This window comes from Burkholderia torrens, from assembly GCF_984668525.1.
Map to the genome: position 1 here is coordinate 2,790,601 of NZ_OZ480212.1, position 22,609 is coordinate 2,813,209.

Annotated in this window: 20 protein-coding genes and 1 pseudogene; 9 read left to right on the forward strand and 12 right to left on the reverse strand. The window is 65.2% G+C overall.

Annotated elements, in window-relative coordinates; translation table 11 throughout:
- The first annotated feature begins 6 nt into the window (after nt 1-6).
- From AC5LXX_RS28785 to AC5LXX_RS28815, 7 genes and pseudogenes are all read left to right on the forward strand, one after another.
- Nucleotides 7-2,319 (forward strand): T6SS effector phospholipase Tle3 domain-containing protein, encoded by a 2,313-nt coding sequence (locus AC5LXX_RS28785; RefSeq protein ID WP_493411979.1) that lies wholly within the window; start codon nt 7-9, stop codon nt 2,317-2,319.
- Nucleotides 2,316-3,797 carry a virulence factor gene (locus AC5LXX_RS28790; RefSeq protein WP_493411980.1) on the forward strand — a complete coding sequence of 494 codons (1,482 nt, stop codon included), beginning with the start codon at nt 2,316-2,318 and terminating at the stop codon, nt 3,795-3,797. Before AC5LXX_RS28785 ends, AC5LXX_RS28790 begins: the two co-directional genes overlap by 4 nt.
- Before the next feature lie 171 nt (nt 3,798-3,968).
- Nucleotides 3,969-4,970 (forward strand): hypothetical protein, encoded by a 1,002-nt coding sequence (locus AC5LXX_RS28795; RefSeq protein ID WP_493411981.1) that lies wholly within the window; start codon nt 3,969-3,971, stop codon nt 4,968-4,970.
- Between the two features lie 45 nt (nt 4,971-5,015).
- Nucleotides 5,016-5,234 (forward strand): annotated as a pseudogene (locus AC5LXX_RS28800) (virulence factor); the annotation flags it as partial.
- A 68-nt stretch (nt 5,235-5,302) separates the two neighbouring features.
- Nucleotides 5,303-5,560, forward strand: coding sequence for a PAAR domain-containing protein (locus AC5LXX_RS28805; RefSeq protein WP_493413434.1), 258 nt, complete (start codon nt 5,303-5,305; stop codon nt 5,558-5,560).
- Nucleotides 5,561-5,893 carry a TrfB-related DNA-binding protein gene (locus AC5LXX_RS28810; protein ID WP_493411982.1) on the forward strand — a complete coding sequence of 111 codons (333 nt, stop codon included), beginning with the start codon at nt 5,561-5,563 and terminating at the stop codon, nt 5,891-5,893. It begins immediately after the preceding gene.
- A 158-nt stretch (nt 5,894-6,051) separates the two neighbouring features.
- Nucleotides 6,052-7,530 (forward strand): aminotransferase class V-fold PLP-dependent enzyme, encoded by a 1,479-nt coding sequence (locus AC5LXX_RS28815; protein ID WP_493411983.1) that lies wholly within the window; start codon nt 6,052-6,054, stop codon nt 7,528-7,530.
- 97 nt (nt 7,531-7,627) lie between these two features.
- On the opposite strand, the gene AC5LXX_RS28820 is transcribed toward AC5LXX_RS28815, so the two are convergent.
- Nucleotides 7,628-8,419: a helix-turn-helix transcriptional regulator gene (locus AC5LXX_RS28820; protein ID WP_493411984.1), complete on the reverse strand. Its 792-nt coding sequence runs from the start codon at nt 8,417-8,419 to the stop codon at nt 7,628-7,630.
- A gap of 110 nt (nt 8,420-8,529) precedes the next feature.
- On the opposite strand from AC5LXX_RS28820, the gene AC5LXX_RS28825 reads away from it, so the two are divergent.
- Nucleotides 8,530-9,609 carry an MDR/zinc-dependent alcohol dehydrogenase-like family protein gene (locus AC5LXX_RS28825; protein WP_493411985.1) on the forward strand — a complete coding sequence of 360 codons (1,080 nt, stop codon included), beginning with the start codon at nt 8,530-8,532 and terminating at the stop codon, nt 9,607-9,609.
- A gap of 151 nt (nt 9,610-9,760) precedes the next feature.
- Here the strand turns inward: AC5LXX_RS28825 and AC5LXX_RS28830 are convergent, their stop codons facing one another.
- Complete coding sequence (locus AC5LXX_RS28830; RefSeq protein WP_493411986.1) at nt 9,761-10,858, reverse strand: DJ-1/PfpI family protein; 1,098 nt, start codon at nt 10,856-10,858, stop codon at nt 9,761-9,763.
- A gap of 88 nt (nt 10,859-10,946) precedes the next feature.
- Between AC5LXX_RS28830 and AC5LXX_RS28835 the strand changes: the two genes are divergently transcribed.
- A complete protein-coding gene (locus AC5LXX_RS28835; protein WP_322084694.1) occupies nt 10,947-11,957 on the forward strand; it encodes a GlxA family transcriptional regulator in 1,011 nt (336 codons plus the stop codon).
- A 118-nt stretch (nt 11,958-12,075) separates the two neighbouring features.
- Here the strand turns inward: AC5LXX_RS28835 and AC5LXX_RS28840 are convergent, their stop codons facing one another.
- The 10 genes from AC5LXX_RS28840 to AC5LXX_RS28885 all read right to left on the reverse strand — a co-directional run bounded on the left by AC5LXX_RS28840 (nt 12,076) and on the right by AC5LXX_RS28885 (nt 22,385).
- Nucleotides 12,076-12,507: a 2-oxoglutarate dehydrogenase gene (locus AC5LXX_RS28840; protein WP_124457041.1), complete on the reverse strand. Its 432-nt coding sequence runs from the start codon at nt 12,505-12,507 to the stop codon at nt 12,076-12,078.
- Between the two features lie 43 nt (nt 12,508-12,550).
- Nucleotides 12,551-14,398, reverse strand: coding sequence for a S10 family serine carboxypeptidase-like protein (locus tag AC5LXX_RS28845; RefSeq protein WP_493411987.1), 1,848 nt, complete (start codon nt 14,396-14,398; stop codon nt 12,551-12,553).
- A gap of 708 nt (nt 14,399-15,106) precedes the next feature.
- Nucleotides 15,107-16,921 (reverse strand): ExeM/NucH family extracellular endonuclease, encoded by a 1,815-nt coding sequence (locus AC5LXX_RS28850; protein WP_493411988.1) that lies wholly within the window; start codon nt 16,919-16,921, stop codon nt 15,107-15,109.
- Between the two features lie 214 nt (nt 16,922-17,135).
- Entirely contained in the window at nt 17,136-18,077 is a 942-nt protein-coding gene (locus tag AC5LXX_RS28855) for a CopD family protein (protein WP_322084691.1), read from the reverse strand.
- Nucleotides 18,074-18,454 carry a copper homeostasis periplasmic binding protein CopC gene (copC, locus tag AC5LXX_RS28860; RefSeq protein WP_493411989.1) on the reverse strand — a complete coding sequence of 127 codons (381 nt, stop codon included), beginning with the start codon at nt 18,452-18,454 and terminating at the stop codon, nt 18,074-18,076. The genes AC5LXX_RS28855 and copC overlap by 4 nt, the downstream gene beginning before the upstream one ends.
- A 14-nt stretch (nt 18,455-18,468) precedes the next feature.
- A complete protein-coding gene (locus AC5LXX_RS28865; protein ID WP_493411990.1) occupies nt 18,469-18,816 on the reverse strand; it encodes a copper-binding protein in 348 nt (115 codons plus the stop codon).
- Nucleotides 18,817-18,883: 67 nt separating this feature from the next.
- Complete coding sequence (locus AC5LXX_RS28870; protein WP_322084688.1) at nt 18,884-20,179, reverse strand: multicopper oxidase family protein; 1,296 nt, start codon at nt 20,177-20,179, stop codon at nt 18,884-18,886.
- Nucleotide 20,180: 1 nt separating this feature from the next.
- Nucleotides 20,181-21,665 carry a TolC family protein gene (locus AC5LXX_RS28875; RefSeq protein ID WP_493411991.1) on the reverse strand — a complete coding sequence of 495 codons (1,485 nt, stop codon included), beginning with the start codon at nt 21,663-21,665 and terminating at the stop codon, nt 20,181-20,183.
- The gene (locus AC5LXX_RS28880; protein ID WP_322084686.1) at nt 21,662-21,934 is read right to left on the reverse strand and encodes a hypothetical protein; all 273 of its coding nucleotides are present in this window, start codon (nt 21,932-21,934) and stop codon (nt 21,662-21,664) included. Before AC5LXX_RS28880 ends, AC5LXX_RS28875 begins: the two co-directional genes overlap by 4 nt.
- An 88-nt stretch (nt 21,935-22,022) precedes the next feature.
- On the reverse strand, nt 22,023-22,385 hold the full coding sequence (locus AC5LXX_RS28885; protein ID WP_493413435.1) for a hypothetical protein: 363 nt from the start codon (nt 22,383-22,385) through the stop codon (nt 22,023-22,025).
- Between the last annotated feature and the right edge of the window lie 224 nt (nt 22,386-22,609).

Here is a 22,609-nt window from a genome sequence, read left to right on the forward strand (position 1 = left end):
GTCCGGATGATTGATTCATCTCTCGATCCTCGGCCGGAAGAGGAAGCACGCACCAACGAGCACGCCGCGAAGGCCGACGTGCCCGACGCGGCTGCGCCGCGCCCGGAGCCACCTCAGATCGTCGTCGGTAGAAGCGACGGAGTCTCGATGTGGACGAAAGACACCCGGCTGATCTGCATCAAGCAAATGCCGTTGCCCGGTATCGTCATCTTCGTCCATGGCGTGAACTCCGAAGGCGAATGGTTCGAAGCCGCCGAGCAGGGGCTGTGCGACGGTCTGAACCGACGGCTCGGGCGGCTGGACGATCAGTTGCAATATCACGGCATCGATGCCGGGCAATTGGTGCCCGCGAAGTACACGGAAAGCGTGACGCCGGATGGGTTTTTGAATCCGACGCTTTGGTCCGGCAACTACATCAAATCTGACCCGTCCTTCTCGCCCGTCATTCATTTCCGGTGGGGCTATCGGGCAACCGCCGCAGAGTTGAAAGAGTATGGCGACAAGATCTTTCTGAATGAGAAGGACTATTGGGGCGGCGGCCCATTCACGAACGGCTGCGCGAGCCTGCCCGATCTCTGGCACGGCGGCCTCGACGACCGCGCGGCCGCGTGGTTGACCGTCCAGGGAATCAACCCGACCAACCGGCCGCTGTATCGCGCGCCACCCCGCGCATATGGCGTGCTCGCGGCGTTGCGACTTGCGAGACTGATCGAGTCGATTCGCCGCATGCAGGCCGACGTGCCAATTACCGTCGTATGCCATAGCCAGGGCAACATCGTGGGCCTGACGGCGGCGTTCTTCGGCGATGCACTGCCCGATGTCGAAGATCCGTGGGGACGTAGCGGGCATTGCGTGGCGGATGCCTACGTACTGGCGAATGCGCCGTACAGCTTTGCGCGCGCAGACGGCCCCAATCCATCCGATACGTTCATGGATACCTGGTCGCAACGCGCGACCAGGGACGGTGGCGGCCGTCGCGGACGGCAGACCTACGCCGCGCGCACGAAAACGTTCGGCAAGTTTCTGTCGATCATCGGCACGCGCAAAGCCTACGAACTGCCCGCCGGCAAGATCGATGAAGATATGGCCAACGAGCGGGTATCGCCGACCAGCAAGCGGTCTTATGCGGCACAAGAGGATCGGGCTCGCCATGGCCTGAACGAATCGACATATGGTCGCGTCACCGCGTATTGCTGTCCACACGACCAGGTGATTTCGGCGGTCACGGTTCAAGGCATCGGCTGGCGTGGCATCGACAAGAACGAACTGCACGATATCAACGTCCCCGGCGTGCTGACGCAGCGCGTCTTTGCCTCCGGCTTCCAGGTTGGCGTGCAGGAGCGCTATCGGTATCTGGAAGACGACTGGCGGCATCGGCAAAAGGGAAAGACTTCGGGATTCTGGTATCCGCCTTCGCCGCCGGCCAAGTTCAATCTCATCGGCGCACTCAAAGGGAACGAAAGTGTCTGGGGCGTGGCGGCTACGCTTGCAACCGCGCCGCTGATGTTCGTCGTGACCGGGTTCAGCTCGGCGTTGAACATGTTCCGCGTGAATGCCGATCCGCCGGAGGGCTGGAGCGTGGTGGCGGACGCGCCGGCACTCGACGAACCGTTCCCGCCGCAAGCGTTGCGGTTCGGCAAGCCCATCGAAACGACGGACGGCAATGCGAAGAGCGACTTCAACGAAGGCAACGATCCGCCGGCCGCATGGCGAGACGCAAGCAAGACAGACGCCGACAAGCGCGCTGATGATCCCTACGATCAGTACGAGGCGAAGAACGCGGACAGTGTCGCGCAAGGGACGGCAGAGAGCGAAGCCGGACAGCGTTACGAGGACCGTGCTCTGATGCGGATGGAGGCGCGGCGCACGCTGAATACGGAATGGCTCGATGGCGATGGCCACGTGATCGGCGAGGACGGCAAGAGCGAAATGCCGGAGGGCTACAAGGAATGGCGCGACAAGCAGATTGTCGATTGGCTCGATCGTGGCTCGACCAATAGCCCGACAAATCACTCCACGACGATGACCAATCCGGATCACGCTAAAAAGGCGCTTGCGTACGACGTGGCGATCGGGGTTTGCTATCTGACGCCTGAGCAAATGAAAGCACTACGGATTGAAGCCGATTGGCGGATGGGAGACGGTATTCCCAACGCTAGCCTAAACAAGAAGTACACACAGTACTTTATGCGCGGAGAGCTTGACGGGCTTCCGATGCATGAATGGGTACATGCGGAGAGCAGTGAAGGCAACATGCCGGACACGATCACGGATGAACGAGAAGGTCAGTTCTATCTGAAGGTCGGGGGAGCGATATGAAGGCACTGATCGCTACATGGCCGCGACGTGCCGCCGTTGCGGTCGCAGCATGGATGATCTCGGCCGTGCTCATAGCGTCGTTGATGGCGCACGTAGAACAACCGGACCCGATACAACTGGAAATAGGAGATTTGATGAAACGATTTGTAGTCGTGCCCAGCCTGGCTGCACTCATGGTGCTCCTGTTCACCACGGCCACGGTACGGCCAGCGCACGCGGCCCCCGCGACGGAACCCTTAACGCATGCGGGGCCGTCCGCGGAAGAGGCGGCGAAGCCGTTCGTCGCGCAGGTCGTGGGTTTGATCTGGTTGAATCCGTTGCAACGCATGGACTACCCGACAGAATGGCAATTGTTGTGGACACAAGGACTCGCGTCTCCGAACAAGAACGACGACATGGTGCGCACAGATCCGAAGTCCTTTACAACGCTCCAGTCGGTAGCGGGTATTGCATACGGCAACGAAGGCGCAGAAACATTCAGAGGTTTCTATAGCAAGTACATGACCAAGTTCCCACTGCTGCTTCACTCACGCTACGCGAGCAACGCGAAATACTTCTACACGGTCAAACCCGACGATAAAAAGAACTGGCGTGAGTTGGCTGGCATCCGTGTCGAGCTTGCAGTTCCGGAGCGGCTCGACGCAGCCGAATCGCAAAGCTACTTGCAGGACTCCATTCGAAGGACGTTTTCGATCGGGAATCGGTATTTTCCAACGATGTGGAGCCGCAACACGCTCCCCGACGTACAAGCCACACAAGGCGGCGCGAACGCCGGATTCACTTCATTGAACAACGCACTGGACTACTTGCAGGCGAACCCCGACAAAAGCGTCTGGGTAGTGAACTGGGACGCACCCAACTTCCCGCCCACGGATGCACAGATCAATGAGAACCTTGTCACGCTGTTCCTCGCCGGTCCGACGTTCAACACCGAGCGCGAACCGCTTGCATGGATCGGCAAGGCCGCCACTGGCAACACACAAGAGTTTTCATCGAAGGTCGGCACAAAACGAATCGTGCAGACGTGGAAAGCGACGATCGATCAGGCAGCGCGCAATGCCGGCGTCGCAGTCCCGGACCTCAACTACATCGTTCACGACGCAGGCATAGGTAGTGACGCATCGTCATCACGCATTGGCGCGCTCGCGCAGACTTTGACTGAAATTCTGCCGGATTACGAACACCGGAAGCAGGCATTCAACACGGCCGCACTGCTCGGCGACATGGGAACCGGCAGTGCATTGACGGATGTCGCGCTCGCAATCGGCCGGATCAATCACCTCGGCGGCAACGCACTCGTCGCCGGCACGACCGATCCGGATCACCCGGTCGCGGTCGTCGTCCTTCCTCCGTCGAAGCTCACGCCGATCGATCCCGACAAGGACTGGTTCCGCGCACGCGGCGGCAACAACGCCTACCTGCCGTGGTGGGGCCGCCGACACGATACAAATTACGGCATGCAAGGTTATTCGTGGTGATGCACACCGGCTTGGCGGCGCGCTGCATGTGAACGTAACCGCCGCGTCTAGTAACAGGAGTCGAGTGCAGCCTTTTACTATCGCGCCCGGTTTGGTGGCGCTCATGGTGTTTCCTTTCGTCACCACCATGATTCCAGATTAACAATGACGATATGAAAATAGCGGAATGGTATGAATAGCATGCCCCGGACATTAAAATCCAAATATTTGAAAAAGATAAAATTGATCGTGGCGCTGCCGATAAGTGCGTTGCTAGCCGGTTGCCCGCCGATGATTGTGCCGCATTTTTCAACGAAATCTTACGAGAAAATTTATAGCTTTCCGGCTGAACCACGTCCGTGGTTGACGCTGGAAAGCGAGGGTATCAGCCTTTATTTGTATAATAGTTGCCATGATCGGATCAGCGACTGTAAATGGCAAAATCTGGTCGCCTTGAAGAGCGGAACAAAACCCGATTGGAAAGCCCTTCTGGATGCACGTCCGATTAGTTGGACAGTCTACGGTACGGATTTACCCATGCGCCGCCCGATCTCCGCCTATGTACCCGGCACCAAATATCGTTTCATGGGTGCATTCAATAACTACCCAGAAATCGTGTTTGCAATTCCCGATGACCTTGTTGCCGATAAATGGCGCGATCCGGTCGGGGCACGGCGTTACAGCCAGATTGAAGATTACAACTCTCTCGCCAGCCCTGTGGCTATAGATATTCAGTTGGTCGTTTACGATGACGAACATCAATGGATTTTTGCCAGACAACCGAAGCCGAATTCGGAAAGAAAGGGTTACCCGACCGACCTATTTGTTCCTAGTGACCTATTTCGATTTTCGGGGGACGATGACATGCGGCTACATCAGTCGATGGCCTTGTATTATGTTTCACCAAAAACAGCGCCGACCGGCTATCGCGTTGTATCAGGCAAGGCGGCGGAATATTGGGGTGGAAAGTTCAACATCAAGTATAGAGCCAATCAAATCGCGGTAGATGATGTTACATTTCCCTCTGTGCCCCTCACACTTGACGCCTTAACCGTCGATGACAAAAGCGTCGCCGTAAAGCCCACGCTGTTATGTCACTACAGCTATACCCAATTTAATCTGGGTTGGATGGATGCGGCCCAACACCGCGGACCATCGGAGGAAGATCGGAAGAATTGCGAGCCAATTCAATAGTCGGGATGCTGCCCAATAATTATTGGGTCGGATCGTCTGCGTTTCGCAATCGGCCGGATCAATCACTTCGGCGGCAACGCACTCGTCGCCGGCACGACCGATCCGGATCACCCGGTCGCGGTCGTCGTCCTTCCTCCGTCGAAGCTCACGCCGATCGATCCCGACAAGGACTGGTTCCGCGCACGCGGCGGAAGCAATGCCTACCTGCCGTGGTGGGGCCGCCGACACGATACAAATTACGGCATGCAAGGTTATTCCTGGTGACACACACCGGCTCGAGACGTCACGTGCAAACGCAACCGCTCGCGCCAATCATTCAGAGGACAGCTCATATGCGGGGAATTATTCGGGTAGACGACACACATACCCACGGCGGCCGGGTCGAAACCGGAGCCGAAAAGAGCGAGGTGATGGGGCGTGCGGTCGCCCGCATCGGCGATACGTGCTCGTGTCCGATTCACGGGACTTGCACGATTACCGAAGGCGACTCAAGCTTCATCGTTGACGGCCGCCCCGCCGCGTTCAATCATCACAAGACTTCGTGCGGCGCAGAGTTGGTTTCGTCGCTTCAGCATTCCGGACGGATCTGAATGCCGAAGACCCAACGCATGACCGCCGAACAATTCCGCTTGCTGCGGATGCAGGATACGCGGATCAAGCCTTTGAACCAGTGGGCCTTGCACGAGATTTTCGTGAAGGGCCGATCACAACGGGCGCTGGCCGCCGAACTCGGCATGTCCCGCTCCGCGATGTCGCAACTTGTGCGAAAAGCCTGGCAACGCTATCTGGAACTGCCGGGCAACGACACGCGACTCACGACTCTCACGGTCACGATCCCGTCGAAGTACGAGCATGCGCTGCTGGCGTGGGTGCGGGATGCACACCGGTCAGCGCCCCAACCCGGCCCCGATACGGCGACGTGATCGGCCCGGCGAATCCACATGGAGAAACAAATTCCTCCATTCGACACACCAAGAAAACGTTATTCCACATCCAGCTGAATCCCCAGCCAACTTTGGATCCTTTTTCCCTTCTGTCCCCCGTATCATTTCCGTCACTACGCAATCAGCAAGAGACGGACATGAGCGACACCAACACGCTGCACTACCTCGACTACGCTGCCACGACGCCCGCCGATCCGCGCGTGATCGAAGCAATGACGGCCTGCCTCGGCTTCGACGGCATCTTCGGCAACCCCGCATCGAGCTCGCACGCCGCCGGCCGGCAGGCGAAAGACAAGGTCGAGCACGCCCGTGCACAGGTCGCCGCGCTGATCGGTGCGGATGCCGACGAGATCGTCTGGACGTCGGGCGCCACCGAATCGAACAACCTCGCGCTGAAAGGCTATGCGGAAAACGCGACCGGCAAGCGCCACCTGATCACGAGCCGCATCGAGCACAAGGCCATTCTCGACACGATGGCCAACCTGGCGAAGCATGGCTCACAGGTCACGTTCCTGACGCCGACGCGCGACGGCGAGATCACCGCCGACGCGGTGGCTGCCGCGATCGGCCCCGAGACGGGCCTCGTATCGCTGATGCTCGTGAACAACGAGATCGGCACGCTGACCGACATCGGCGCGATCGCGCGCATCGTGCACGCGGCCGGCGCGCTGCTCCACGTCGACGCCGCCCAGGCGCTCGGCAAGACGCCGATCGACGTGCGCGCGCTCGGCATCGACCTGATGTCGATGTCGGCACACAAGGTTTACGGGCCCAAGGGAATCGGCGCGCTGTTCGTCCGCCGCGAGATCGCCGATCGCATCGCACCGCAGATTCACGGCGGCGGTCACGAGCGCGGGTTGCGCTCGGGCACGCTCGCGACGCATCAGATCGTGGGGATGGGCGTCGCGTGCGAGCTCGCCGCTGAAAAGCTCGACGGCGAAGCCGCACGGATCGCCGCGCTCGGTGCACGCCTGACCGACGCACTGTCCGCGCTCGGCGACGTCACGCAGAACGCAGCCGCCGCGCGCCGCATCCCGCACACGCTGAGCCTGACGGTGAACGCACCGGGCTTCTTCCCGTTCATGCTCGGCGAAGCGCTCGCCGTGTCGTCGACGTCCGCATGCAACTCGACCAGCGGCGCACCGTCGCACGTGCTGACCGCGATCGGCCTCGATGCGGAAACGGCCGGCCGCACCGTGCGCGTGAGCTTCGGCCGCTTCACGACGGAGCAGGACGTCGACTTCGCGATCGCGTGTTTCCGCAAGGCGATCGAGCAATGCCGCGCGACGGCGTCGAACGGGTTCTCCGCGTCGCGCCAGATCACGCCGGCCGACCTGAAGGCGATCCGCAATGCGGGTTTCCGCTCGGTCATCTGCAACCGGCCCGACGGCGAAGGCGCGGATCAACCGGCGTTCGACGAGATCGCCGCCGCGGCCCGCGAACTGGGCCTCGAAGCACGCTACCTGCCGGTCGAGCGCGACCGCATCGGCGACGCGGAGATCGACGCATTCGGCGCACTGGTCGACACGCTGCAGAAGCCGGTGCTCGCGTACTGCCGCAGCGGCAGCCGCTCCGGCCTGTTGTGGAATCGCCTGTCCGCGCGACGCACGGCCTGAGCCGGCACACCTTCCCCGCTACACCGTGCCATCCGCGTTCACGCATGCAGCCGAGGCTTCGCTGCGTGAACGCGCGGTGATGCCGGTCAACGCAGCATCACGTCACCTCATCGCCATTTACCGGCGTATAGATCGCCAGCTTCAGCGCGGGATCGTCGTTCGACTGGAACGTCGCGTACTCGTAGCGCCGCGTGCCGCGTTGCGCATGCACGAGCACCTTCTCGCCGGACACGCCGCTGCGCACGTCATGCGCATCCCACCCTTGCGCGAACTCGACGCTGCTCGCGCGCAAGCGCGCCACCAGCTCGATGAATGCCGGATCGTTCGCGAACAGATCATGGCTCGCGCGAAACAGCGCGATCATCCGGCGAGCCTCGTCGGCCCAGCTCGCGGCGAAGAGCGCCCGCGCGTGCGGCTCGACGAACATGAAGACCAGGATGTTGCGGTCGGCTTCCGCCAGCCGGTCGAAGCCGAGCAGGTCGGCCGCGGCGGCATTCCACGCGAGGAGATCCCAGCGCCGCCCGGTGACGTAGGCCGGCTGTCGAAGCTGCGCGACGAGCCGCGCGACGCTCGGCGGCACGCGCTCCGGCACGAACGCATGCGACACGTCACGCCGCGCGAGTGTGCGCAGATGGGCGGCCTCGGCGTGGTCCAGCCGCAATGCGCGCGCCAGCGCGTCGAGCGTCGCATCCGACGGGCTGACGTCGCGCCCCTGCTCGAGCCGCACATACCAGTCGACGCCGATCCCGGCCAGTTCCGCGACTTCCTCGCGCCGCAGGCCGGGCGTCCGTCGGCGCGGGCCGTCGTGCAGGCCGACGTCGTCCGGTCGCAGCTTCTTGCGCCGCGAGCGCAGGAAATCGCCGAACGGGGTGCGCGTGGTGACGGTCATCGGGTTCGCTCCGTGCAGGGTGGTATCGGCCAATCCTGGGTTCGTGCCGGGCCTTGTTGCGGATTCTAAGCCTGCCAGAATCGACGTGTCCCGCCCCCTCAGGAAGCGTCATGAAAGCTGCGATTCTGAAGTCGCTCGGCCAGCCGCTCGCGATCGAAACGATGCCGGCCCCCGTGCTCGGCACCGGCGAAGTCGTCGTGGATGTCGTCGCGACGCCGGTTCTGTCCTATGCGCAGGAAGTGTTCAGCGGCGAGCGCCGCTATCCGCTCGAGCTGCCGATCGTGCCCGGCTGCGGCGCAATCGGCAGGGTCCGGCAAACCGGCCCCGACGCGACGCAGTTGCAGCCGGGCGACTGGGTATTCTGCGATCCGACGGTGCGCTCACGCGACGATGCGCGGATGCCCGACATCGTGCTGCAGGGCTGGAGCGCGCGCGGCGACGGCGGCAAGCAGTTGCAGCGCTACTTCCACGACGGCCCGTTCGCCGAACGGCTGCGCGTGCCGACCGAGAACGCGGTGCGCATCGGCGACATCGCACCCGCCGACGCCGCACGCTGGTGCGCGCTCAATACGCTGCTCGTGCCGTACGGCGGGCTGCTCGCATCGGACTTGCGGGCCGGCGAGATCCTGCTCGTCAGCGGCGCCACCGGCAACTTCGGCAGCGCATGCGTCGCGGTGGCGCTCGCGATGGGCACGCGATGCGTGGTCGCGCCTGGCCGCAATGCGCGTGCGCTCGCGGATCTCGAACGCCGCTTCGGTGAACGCATACGCACGGTCGAGCTGACCGGCGACGAAGCCACGGATCGCACCCGCATGCAGCAGGCGGCGCCGGGACCGATCGACTGCGTGATCGACCTGATGCCGCCGTCGGTACCCGCAACGACGGTGCGGGCTGCCGTGATGGCCGTGCGCCCGTATGGGCGCGTGGTGCTGATGGGCGGCGTGGGCATGCTCGGCGGAGCCGGGCTCGAACTGCCGTATCCGTGGATCATGCGCAACGACATCACGCTGCGCGGCAAGTGGATGTACCCGACCGAAGCCGTGACGATGATAACGGGGCTCGTCCGCAGCGGGTTGCTCGATCTCGGGCATTTCGACGTGACCGTGTTCGCGCTCGACGAGGCGAACGAGGCGGTCGCTCATGCGGCGGCGAACGGCGGGCCGTTCAGGATGACGGTGATTGCGCCTTAGTCAGCCTCGTGCTCCATACGCATCCAGCGCCCTCGGCGTGCCAGCGCGCGAGTTCCCACGCGAGATGCACGCCGCCCCGCGCGATGCCCGGCTCGCGGGATTGGCGAAGCAAGCGCGGCCGGAAACGCCAGGACTCCGCACCCGACAGCCGCTACTTCGGATACTCCAGTTGCAGCGCGACCCAGCCTGACGTCGCGTCGCCGTAGCGTGCCGCGATGTCGCCGAGCACGCCGGGCAGCGCCGCTTCGCCACGGCGGCCGGCCGGCATCGCCACATGCTCGTGCCGGACGTTCGCCGGCTGCGCCAGCAATCGCAGCCCGTGCCTCGACTCGACCACCCGCGCGTCCGCCGTCGCGACGACGTCGCTGCGCCAGGTCCGCGCCCACGCGTCGGCGGTCAACGCAACCGGAAGCTCGTCAAAGCCGTTCTCGACCGGAAGGTCGAACGTCTCATGCCGCCAGAACGCGAGGCGGTTCATCAGCGCGATCGCCACCGCACGCGCGGTCAACGCGTACCGGCTGCCGTCGTGAACGTCGCTCCATTCCTGCGCGCCGACGCGCCGCGCGGTTTCAGCCGCCGCCGTCGGTCCGGCCAGCGCACTCACCAAGGCCAGCGAAGCGGGAATCGACGCCGATACGCCGGTCGTCGTCATGACGTCGCCGTCCATCACATAGCGGCGATCGTCGACCCACGTCGTCCCGGCAAAGCGGCGACGCAGGCGGTCGCGCGAATACCAGTGGGACGTCGCCGTGCGATGCCGCAGCAGGCCCGCGTTCGCGAGGACTTCCGCACCGTCGCAGATCGCCACCATCGTCGCGCCGGCAGCGGCCTGCCTGCGCAACCACGCCAGCAACGCCGGCCGGTCGGCTCGATGCAGCGCGGGAACGATCACGACATCGGCGCCGGCGGGAACGGTCGCGTCGAACCGGTCGAACGTGGTATCGGCCAGCATGCGCAGCGCGGGCATCAGCTCGACCTCGCCTTCGTCGGCCGACACGGCGACGACATCGGCTGCGCCGGAGGTCTTCAGGATCGCGTACGGGACGATGAAATCCGTCGTCTCCGTGCCGGCGTTGTCCGCAACGATCGCAACGAGCGGCCGCGTGCGGCCTGCCTTCGGCACGCCGACCGTCAGCGCGCGTGCGACCGGCAGCGCGTCCTCCGCCATCGCCGGCGCCGGCTGCGCCGCCCACGCGCCCAGCAGCCCGCACACGAACAACACCGCCCCGCCTGTCTTCCGTACCCGCATCGTCTCCCCGCATCCGTCGATTGCACGTCCGGAAAATTACAAGGATCATGCTCGCGGTCACAAGGACAACTCCACCGCACTTTCCGCCATGTCCCAGTCAACCTGCCCGGCACGCGACATCGTTGTCGTCGGCTTCGAAGGCGTCCAGTCGCTCGACATCACGGGCCCGATGGAAGTATTCGCGGTCGCGAACCGTCACCTGCCCGACCATGCCGTGCCGTACCGGCTCACGCTCGCGTCGCAACACGGCGACGACATCGTCACGCATGCGGGCCTGCGCCTCGCCGGTACGGCCGCGCTCGCGAGCCTGCCGGGACGGATCGACACGCTCATCGTCGCCGGCGGCCATGAAGCCGCGCTGCGGCACGCCGCATCGGAGGCAGGCGTGCTACCGTGGCTGCGCACGCGGATCGCGGGCACGCGGCGGATCGCGAGCATCTGCACGGGTGCGTTCGTGCTCGCCGCGGGCGGATGGCTGGACGGCAAGCGTGCGACCACGCACTGGAACCAGTGCGCGACGCTCCAGGCACTCTGTCCCGACGCGCGGATCGAGCCGGACGCGATCTACGTGAGCGATCCGCCGTTCCATACGTCGGCCGGCGTGACGGCCGGCATCGATCTGTGCCTGGCACTCGTCGAGGCGGACTGCGGTGCACCGACCGCACTCGCGGTCGCACGCGAACTCGTGCTATTCATGCATCGCCCCGGCGGACAGGCGCAATTCAGCGTCGGGCTCGACATCCAGGCAAGTGCAACGCCGCGCATGCGCGCGCTGCTCGCCGACATCGCCGACGATCCGGTCGGCGACCTCGGCATCGCCGCGCTGGCCGCCCGCGTGAACATGAGCGAACGCACGTTTGCGCGCCATTTCCTCAAGGAGACCGGACTGTCGCCCGCGCAATACGTGCTCGCAGCGCGCGTCGAGCGAGCGAAGGCCCTGCTGGAGCGGGCCGACTGGCCGCTCGAACGGATCGCCGAACGCGCGGGATTCGGCAGTGTGGACGCGTTGCAGCGTGCGTTCGCAAAACGCGTCGGCACGTCGCCGCGCGACTATCGCGCGCGCTTCGGGCCGCGACGCGACAAGCGGCAGACGGAATAGGACACCCGCGGCTCCGCCGGCATGCGGGATGAAAGCCGAGCGTTCCAGCACCCGCGCCGCCGACCACTCGGCGGCCGGTGCGACGAATATCGCACCGGCCGCCGCGCTGCCTGCTACGTCACTCGTCCTGCTGTTCCTGCTGCGCCTGCACCTGCCGCTGCTGGATGAACTGCCGCACATCGCTCATCGTCACGCGGCCGGTGTGCTTCGCATCGATCTCGTCGAAGTGCTTCGATACGAAGCCGAGCCCGCTGCTCTGCGCCTGCGCCTTCGTCACGGCCGCGCCGTTGCTCAGCACGGTATTGCCGCCGAGCCGTGCATCGACGCGCTGCTGCGCCTGCTGCTGCAGCGTCGCGCCGGTCGACGGCAGCACCGGCGCCGCCCGCGTGGCCGGAAAGAACGGACCGTCGACACCGCGCCCGCCGTGCGGCAGCTTCACCGGCGCCACCGCTTGCGGCGGCAACGCGTAGGCACTGCTCATCACGGCTCCGAGCACGATCAACGGGGACATACGCCGCATCAATTTGATTAGGGACATGATCACTCGCATTCAATGGATGAATAGAGGGTTCCTTTGACAAGGAGTCCGTCGCTCAAGGAGCCGCCGCCAGCGTCGTCGCGGCCGTCGCACCCGGCACGCTGCCGGTCGGCACGCTGGGCGGGTTCTCGTCCGGCCACGGCGGCGGCAGCATGTGCAGCGTCAGCGCCGTCGGAATCCGCGCGCCCTTGTAGAACGTCTTCAGGTCACGCTTCATCTCCGGGCGGGCGACGTCGTCCAGGTAGGTCATGTGGCCGCCCTGGAAGAAGTTCACCTGCAGCTTCGGATGCAGGCCCTTCACCGTCTGCAGCCGCGCGAGTTGCTTCTCGGTGTTGAAGAACGGCGTCGCGAGGTCGTGATAACCGTTCTCCGCGAGCACGCGAAGCTTCGGATTGAGCTGCAGCGCGCCAAGCAGATCGGGGATCGTGTCGGGCATCGGCTGGCCGTCGTGCGAGAAGTCCCAGACGCCGATGATGTTGTCGTTCAGCGGCAGGTACGTCGCGTTCGGTGCGGAATAGCCGAGGTAATCCGGCATCTGCGTCGCGAGCGCGTTCGTGAACGGCTGCGAAATCAGGATGTCGGACGGATCGCCGTCGTTCTGCAGCCGCGGATCGGAATTCGGCAACGACACGCGTCCGTCGTACCGGCCGATCGTCGTGCCGGGCAGCAGGCTCGTGCCGAACGGATTCGCGTTGAAGTAGCCGCGCAGCGCCTGTTGCGTCAGGCTCGACGGAATCGACCACAGCTTCAGCGTCGCATCGCTCGGGAACACCGGCGTGCCGAGCGCATCCGGAATGCCGAGCTGGCTCAACACCCACGACTGCGAGTACTTCTGCAGCTGGTTGTAGATCAGCGTCGTGAACAGTTCCGTCTGCAGTGCGTACAAGCCCGGGTTCACCGGCGCCGGCGAGACCTGGTGGAAGTACGCCGCGACCGCCGCATAGCCGGGCAGGTAGCCGGCCACCGTATCGGTTTCGAGCAGCAGCCCTTCCGTCGACTGCGTGATCGCCACCGCTTCCACCGCATCGGCGAAGTAGTTCAGGATTGCGGACTGCAGCACGATGCCCGTCAGGTGCACGCCGGCCGATTCGAGCGCGAGCGCCAGCATGTCGGTACGCGGCGTGCCGTACGATTCGCCGTACAGATAGATCGGCGACGTGCCGCGGCTGTTGACGTTCAGGTAGCGCTGGATGAAATCGCGCATGATGTTCACGTCCGCATCGGAACCCCAGTACTTCTGGTTGGTGTTCGGCAACACGGCTTCCGACAGCCCCGTTCCGGGCGGGTCGATGAATACGAGGTCGGTGGTGTCGATCAGGCTTTCCGCGTTGTCGACGAGCGGATAGTTCGGCCAGTTGGCGCCGAACAGCGGATCGGGCGTGGCCACCCGCGTCGGCGCGAACGAGCCGAGCCGCAGCCAGATCGACGACGAGCCGGGGCCGCCGTTATAGACGAACGTGACAGGGCGCGGCTTGCCGTTCGTACTCGGCGCGGTGTACGCGACATACGACATCGACGCTTCTGCATTGCCGTTCGCATCCTGCGCGGTCAGGTGGCCGGTGGTCGTCGTGTAGTTGACCGTCGTGCCGCCGGCTTTCCACTGGTAATGCATGACGGCCGCTTTCTCGGAGACCTGCGACGCGGCGAGACCGTCGGTCGCGTTCATCGAGTAGGCGACCTGGTCGACGTACGGCTGGTTGGCCGCCGGCGCCTGGTTGCCGGCCGCTTGCGCGCTGGCCTGCTGGCTGGCCGTGGCCTGCGCGAGGCTCGACGCGCCGACGGACGACGAATCGTCGCCGCCGCACGCCGCGAGCGCCAGCGTCATGACGGTCAATGCACCTAGCCCGGCCAGCCGGCCGTGACGAACACGGCGGCTAACGGTACTGCTCCTGTCTGGTTTCATCTCTTTCCTTTGGCTTCGGATACCGCGTCACAAACGCCGCCAACGCCTGCGAAACGCGCAGGCCGACCCGCCACTCGCGTTGCACGGTCGGCAGTCGGCGGTTGGGGATGGGACTTCTCAGAGACTGAACTTGATACAGACACAGCAAACTGCTGGCGAGAATGGTGCTCGGACGCGCCCCCTGCAGTTTGGAACGACTTTTATATGACCAAAATTTACGACATGACAAAAATAGGCGGTGCTGCGCCGCGTTGTCAAAGATCATTCCGATATTAAAAATCCCGCAATGATGCGAAGGGCCGCCAGTGTCTGGCATTTGAAAGAAAACGGGATCATTCGCACAAGGTGCGCTTTATCGGCAATGCCGCGTCAAATATTTTACTTTTCGCGCATGACGCAGAAGCCTTTCCTGCATTCAGGCCGCGACGGACAAGCCTTCAGATCGACAGGATTTTTCTTTCATTTTTATTATTCAGGTTCGATTAAGACCGAACGGCGGCATTCACGCATCGCACCAGGATTCGATTAACTTCAAGCTTTCTTTAATCGTTATACCGGTACGCACCGCATCATCCACAAAATACCGATTTCATTAATTAGAATCACCTTTGGCGGAATTATTTACCCGGTATCCGGCCGGTATTTTCCGGGCAGATGACGACGTGCAGCATGGCCGCACGTCGTCAGTTATCGCGCGCCGATCGGCGATTACTTCCCGCCGCCCGGCAGCGCGATATCGATCAGCACCGGATCGTGATCCGACGAACGATACGCATCCGGCGCGTAGAACGTCTTCTGCTGTTCGGCCGACTTGTACGCGAGCGTGTACTGCAGCGCGAGCGGCTCGTCCGCGTTGATGTGCCATTCGTGCACGGCCTTCACGTGCGACGCGAGCGGCAGCGTCGCGAGCGCGTGGTCGAGATAGCCGGCTTCGCCGTTGTACACGTAGCTGTATGCATTCGCGCCGATCCAGCGCGCGACGAGGTTGCGGTAGCCGCGCGATTCGAGCGTGCGGATCGGGTCTTCGTACGTGTAGCTGTTGAAGTCGCCGATCAGCAGCACGCCCTGGCCCGCGACACCCGTCGGGTTGCCGGCCAGCCAGTCGGCCACCTTCGCCGCCGCACGCGTGCGCGTCGGGTTCCAGCAGCCCTGGCCGTCGCCCTGGTCGAGATCGTCGTTCGCGGCATCCGGGCAGTTCTTCGACTTCAGGTGGTTCACGGCCACCGTCAACGACTGCTTGTTGCCGTTGACCAGCCGGAACGACTGCGCGAGCGGCTGGCGGTTCTTGTCGTCGATCGCGAGCGTCGCCGCGCGGCCGACCGGTTCGACCTTGCGGCTGTCGTAGATCATCGCGACCGCGATCGCATCGCCGCCTAGACGCGACGAACCCGGATCGACGACGCGCCAGTGGTTGCCGAGCTTCGCCGCGAGCTGGCGCACCGCGCTCAGTTCGCCGTAGCCGTTGTTCTGGACTTCCATCAGGCCGATCACGTCGGCGTCGATCGCCTTCAGCGCGCTGACGATCTTCGCTTCCTGACGCTGGAATTCCTGGTAGTTCTTCGCGCCGCGGTTGTTCGGATCGTCGAAGCCGCCGCCGAGACCGTTGCCGTTGAAGTAGTTCAGCACGTTGAACGACGCGACGCGCAGGTTCGATTTCGGATCGCGTGCGGGCGCGCCGGTGCGCGGGTTCAGACGCGTGTCGAACGCCGGCACGGCCGCGCCGGGCAGCGGCTGCACGCGCCATGCGCCGTAGCGCACTTCGAGCACGCCTTCGACATCGCGCACGGTGTAGCCCGCGCGCAGCGTGTTCGCGGCCGACAGGCCGGGTGCCGGATACGGCACGGTCGCGGGGTTCTGCTTGTTCGAGCCGTCGTCGAGGATCAGGCGATTGCGGGCGTTCGCGTCGATCTGCGCCTGCGCCTGGGCGGGCGGCACGACGCTCGTCGGCGTGCGCAGGCGGCCGTTGCTGAGCATCACGCTGCCGTAGCGGCCGAGCTCGTAGTTGTCCGTGACGTTCAGCGTCTGCGGCAGGCGCACGAGCATTCCCTCGTACGCGGCGAACGTGGCCGGGCTGTCGACCGGCAGCGTGAGCGTCGCGGGCGTGACCGACTGGCCATTCGCGCATACCGCGATCGCGCCCGACAGCGTCAGTTGCGTCTGCCCGTATTTCTCCTCGACCTTGCCCGTCACGTGCACGAGATCGCCGGCCTTCGCGCGCGCTTTCGGCGCATAGACGAACAGGCCTTCGGACACGCCCGGCTGGTTGCGGCGCTGCGCGTCGGCCTGCTGGACGAAGAAGCCGCCGAAGCCGTCCGTGCCGCCGAAATCGGCGGTAACGACGGCTTCGATCGACACGTTCTGGCCGGCGAGCGGCGACGGCGCGCCCGGCCCCTGGATGTCGGCGATCGGCGTCGTGCTGCGGCCGCAGTTCGGGCTGACGGGGGCGGCAGTGGCGGCGAATACCGGCGCGGCGAGCGTCGGGAGCAACAATAGCGGGGCAAACAGACGGATTGTCGAGCGCATGACGGGGAATCCCGGTTGTGAGGGTGGCGAAAGCTTAGCGGCGCTCAATGACAGTTTTTGGTAATGAAGAGACAGGCCGATGTAATCGTCGTTATCACGCTGCGGTCGCCACCGCTCGCACGTTCGGGCCTGAAAATGCGGGGAAATCGTCTGACGACAACTGCTTCGTGCCCGCGACGATCCCCCCGCGTGTGTTCGCGCTTGCACCGCCCGGCTAGACCGTCCCCGGGAACGCGCTGGACACGAGCACGGCCGCCACCATCAGCACACCGCCGAGCACGACCGCCTCGATCCGCAACACGGCGCCGAACCGTTGCAAAGAAACCGCCGGCATCGCGGCAGCCGGATCCTTCAGCGCGGCCAACAGCTTCGGCATCCCGAAGAAACGGTTATGCCCGCCGAGCGCCGCCGCGATCAGCACGAGCGCGAGCTTCAGCAGCAGGATCTGTCCGTACGTCGACGCGAGCAGGTTGACGGGCGTATCGACGCCGCGCCAGCCGTTGTAAGCGCCGGTCGCGAACAGCACGACCAGCGCATGGGTCGACGCGTCGGACAACGACTGCACGAACGATGCGCCCGTCGTGCGCTCGCTCGCAGGCATGCCGATGAGCCGCGGCATCACGCCGAACGCCGTCACGAGCACGAGCCCGACCCATGCGCTGATCGCCAGCAGATGCAGCCAGTCGATCCATACCGGCACGCTGAACAATCCCGCATCCACCGGATGTCCGCCGTTGCTGCGCGCAAGCGCGACGCAGGCGAGCGCCGCCCACATCGCGAGCGGAAAGCGCGCGTCGTCCGCGCGCCTGACGAACGACAGCAGCACGACGACGAGCATGAACACGGCACCGGCCAGCCACGCATGGCCAAACCCCGTGCCCACGAGCATCGCGCAGACGGCCGGCCCCGCTTCGAGCAACGACACTTCGCTCATCAGCGCGCAGTGCGCCCAGAACGCGGTGATGCTCGCGAGCAGCGACGCGACCGACGCGATGCGCAGCGTCGCGACGAGCCGCCGTGCGACGCCGTGCTGCCATGCCGACGCGCCGCGCGCGAGCCAGTGGCGGCCGAGCAGCGCGCCGACGACGACGGCGAACCCGGCGTTCTGGAGCGCCACCGCCACGAGACGCAGCAGGCCGACGATGCCGTCGTTCATCCCTTCACCCGGAACGTATAGGTGCCCTTCGTACGATGTGCGTCGGCCGTCATCGCCGCCCATTGCACCGTGTAGGGGCCGGGCGCGAGCTTCGGCAGCGCGACCGTCATCACGCGCGGGTTCGACGCATCGACCTTCGCCTTGTCCTGCGTGACGGCGTTGCCGTTCGCGTCCGACACCTTCACCGAGCTGAAGGCCGGTTCGAGATCTTCGTTGAAGGTAAGCCGCACGGTGTCGGGCGCCACGTCGACCGTGCCGCCCGTCGCCGGTGCGGCGCTTTCCAGCTTGCCGTGCGCCGAGGCCGCGGCCGGCGCGGCCGCGAGGATCGCGCCGGCCGCGGCGAAGCCGGCCAGCCGCTTGAGCGTCGTGATCGTCATGTTCGCGCTCCGCATCACGGCTTCTTCAGTTCGACGACGGTCAGCGCACCGTTCACGTCCTCGGCGACGAAGTCGATCTTGTCGCCGGCCTTGACCTGCGACAGCATCGCCGGATCCTTCACCTTGAACGCCATCGTCATCCCGTCCATCCCGAGGTTCTCCAGCGGGCCGTGCTTGATCGTCAGCTTGCCGGCCGCCGTATCGACCTTGCGGATTTCGCCGTGCGACATGGGCTGCGCCGCGTCGGCGCCCTGCTTCGCGCCGTCGCTCATGTCCATGCCGGCCATGTCGCCGGCCGCGTACGACGCGGCGGAAAATACCAGCGCACAACCCATTGCCATCAAAACCAGTCCCTTCTTCATCGTGTCGACTCCCGTGTGAGTGAATGAAACCGGCGGCCGCATCGGTACGGCCGCCGCCTGCTGCGGATCAGCCGTCCGGCAATTCGCCGGTGTATTCGTAGGCGACGGTGCCCTTCGGATGCCGGAACCAGCCCGGATCGCGATAGTCGTTGCGGCCGAGCCCCTGCCGCACCTTGCAGACCGTGAACATGCCGCCCATCTCCAGCGGCCCGAACGGGCCCGTGCCCGTCATCATCGGCAGCGTGTTGTCGGGCAGCGGCATCTCCATGCCGCCCATCGCGCCGCCCGTGCTGCCCATCGCCATGTAGTCGGGCACGAGCTTGCCGATTCGTTTCGCGAGATCCTTCTGCGGCACGCCGATCAGGTTCGGCACCTGGTGGCCCATCGCATTCATCGTGTGGTGCGACTTGTGGCAATGGAACGCCCAGTCGCCGGGGCGGTCGGCGGTGAACTCGATCGCGCGCATCTGCCCTACCGCGACATCGGCCGTCACCTCCGGCCAGCGCGCCGCCGGCGGAATCCAGCCGCCATCGGTGCCCGCGACTTCGAAGCTGTAGCCATGCAGGTGGATCGGATGGTTCGTCATCGTCAGGTTGCCGAAACGAATCCGCACGCGGTCGCCGGCTCGCACCGGCAGCGGATCGATGCCCGGGAACACGCGCGAGTTGAACGTCCACATGTTGAAGTCGGTCATCTCGTTCACGCGCGGCGTATAGCTGCCGGGGTCGATGTCGTACGCGGCGAGCAGGAACACGAAATCGCGATCGACCGGCATCGTGCCGCGATCCTTCGGATGCACGATGAACATGCCCATCATCCCCATCGCCATCTGCACCATCTCGTCGGCGTGCGGGTGATACATGAACGTGCCGTGCGATTCGAGCTGAAACTCGTAGACGAAGGTCTTGCCCGGTGGAATGTGCGGTTGCGTGAGGCCGCCGACGCCGTCCATCCCGTTCGGCAGCCGCAGCCCGTGCCAGTGGATCGTGGTGTGCTCGGGCAGCCGGTTGGTCACGAAGATGCGGACCTTGTCGCCCTCGACGGCCTCGATCGTCGGGCCCGGCGACTGGCCGTTGTAGCCCCACAGGTTCGCGTTCATGCCGGGCGCCATCTCGCGCACGACGGGCTCGGCCGTCAGGTGGAATTCCTTCCAGCCGTTCTTCATCCGCCACGGCAGCGACCAGCCGTTCAGCGTCGCGACGGGCGTGTACGGGCGGCCGTTCGGCGGCACGAGCGGCGGCTGCGTGCCGGTCTTCGCCATCGTGGGCGCTTCGGGCAGCGACGCGGCGCCGGCCTTGCTGACCATCGCCGCACCGAGCAGCGCGGCGCCCGAGCCGCTGAGAAATTGTCGACGGGACACCATGTCAATGACCTTCCGGATGCGGTTGCGCCGCGGGGGTGGAGGCCGGCTGCGGCGCAGCGTCGGCCTTGGGAGTGGATTCGGATGCCGATTCGGCGGAATTCGCCGCGCGCGGCGCAACACCTGATGACGGCAGCCGGCCGCCGACCGCGATCTGCAGATCGGTTTCGGCGAGCCAGTAGTCCTTCAGCGCATCGATGTAGCCGTTGACCGCGCCGACCTGTTCGCGCGCATCGGCCAGCAGTTCGAACACGCTTGCGAGCATCCCGTTGTAGCGCAGCAGCAGTTCGTCGGAGATCGTCTTGCGCAGCGGCACGACCTCGTCTCGGTAGTGCGTTGCGACGTCGTAGCTCGTCACGTACGCCGCATACGATTCGCGCACTTCGGAGCGCGCGTCGATGGCCGTCTTCGCGAGCCGGTTCGCCGACTGCATGTAGATGGCCTCGGCGCGCGCGACCTTTGCACCGCCCCAGTCGAACAGCGGAATCTCGACGCTGATCTCGTAGCCGTGCTCGTGGCCCTTGCCGGTCTCGTAGTTGTTCACGTAGCCGAGATCGACCGCGTTGACGAAGCGTGTCGCCTTGCTCAGGCCGAGCGACGACGCGACGCCCTGCGTCTGCAGCTTCGCGGCCTGGATGTCGAAGCGGTTGGTCATCGCGAAGCGTTCGAGATCGGGCAGGTCCGGGCGCGTTTTCGGCAGGTCGGGCAGGCGCTCAGGCAGCGCGTACTGCGTGTGTGCACCCCACAGCCCCATCGCACGCGTCAGCTTCTCGCGGGCGGCCACGGCCTGCTGGCGCGCCTTCGCGTGCTGCGCGACCGCGTCGGCATGGAACGCCTGTTCGCGCGCGTAGTCGAGGCGGCTGAAGTTGCCGGCCTGCCGCATGCGCTGTGCGAGTTCGGCGGCCGCGCTCGCGGCGTCGCGCACCTGTCGCGCATAGTTCGCGGCCTGCTCCGCGGCAACGGCTTCCACGTAGGCGCGGCGCGCGTCGGCCGCCGCCTTCAGCATCGCGTCGGCCGTCTCGAGCTTGGTCTGCTCGAAGCGGCGACGTTCGATAGTCGTCGCGAGCGGCATCGTCAACAATGCGAACACGTTCGCCGAGAACGTGCGGCCGAGCGTCAGCTCGCCGTCGCCGGCACGCGTGCGGCTGAACGCGAAGCGCGGGTTCGGCAGCCGGCCGGCCTGCACGAGGTCGGCCTCCGACAGCCCGAGTTCGGCGTACGACGCCTGCAGACCGCGGTTGTTCAACAGCGCGACCTGCACCGCGTCGTCCATCGACAGCGGTTTCGCCAGCAGTTCCTTCGTCCGTTTGTCGACGGCTTCGCGGTCGGCGTCGGTCCTGACCATCACCGCGTCTTTCCCGATGCGCTCCGATGCGGCGGACGACACGGCGTCGAAACCGCCGTCCTTCGAAAACGTCGTACAGCCCGCGAGGAACGCCAGCGTGACCGCGGCCGCGCCGATCCTCGGCGATATCGCCAGGTTCGTCATTGCGCGGCCCCTCCGTGCGTCGAATGCGCGCCGCCATGACGCGCCGCGTTGCCGGGTTTCGCAGGCCGCTCCATCACGTCCCGGTTCAGTTGTTTCCAGCCCGGGCCTTCGTCGTCGCGATACGGCCGGTAGCCGTCGAACGCGGACGGCACGGTAACGTCCGGCACCGACGCGGCTGCGTCCGCCGGATCGGGTAACGGGGTTTGCGCAGCCGCGAGCGACGGCACGAAAGCCGCCGCGCTCAACAGCGCCGCAGTGATCAGTCGCATGAAAATATCTCGTCGTGAATCGCCCGGCGGACCTGGTGCGGCCGCCGGCGTGGATGGCAGGTCGTGGCCGGTCGGCCACGGGTAGCAACTAGACGGGCATCCGGCGAGGCGGCCGGTCGATGCCGCCGGTCAGGAACGACACGGCGACGACCGAAGGCGGCTGCGAGATGATCGCGACGCTGACGTCCGCCGCGGCGGGCACCACGGGCGCGCCCGACATGCCCGTACCGAAGCAGCACGACACGCACGCCGGGCATGACGATGCATGCCGCGCGTGGCCATCGTGATCGTGATGGCCTGCCTGCGCGGCCGGCATTGCGTTCGGGGCCTCCTCTACCGGCACGGCGCCAGCGCCAGCGCCCGCGCACGGCATCGACGCAGCCGCGAACGACTGGATCGGCAGGCTCAGCGCCAGCAGCACGACGAGGAGGAATTTGCGCCAGAACGACATGGATGCGGAATCAAGCAGACAACGACCGGTTGGGCCGGCGCGGCGCCGTGACGGCGCGCGCCGGGGGACAAGACGGTCGCAGCTTATCGCCGCCGCGGTGACGACGACATGGCCGAAACATGACCGGAATTTCATGAAACGCGGGTGCCGCGACGCATTGGCGCTGCATGACAATCCCGTCATTCGGCGGTCATCCTTCGCGCACGCGCGGCGCCGTAAGCTCA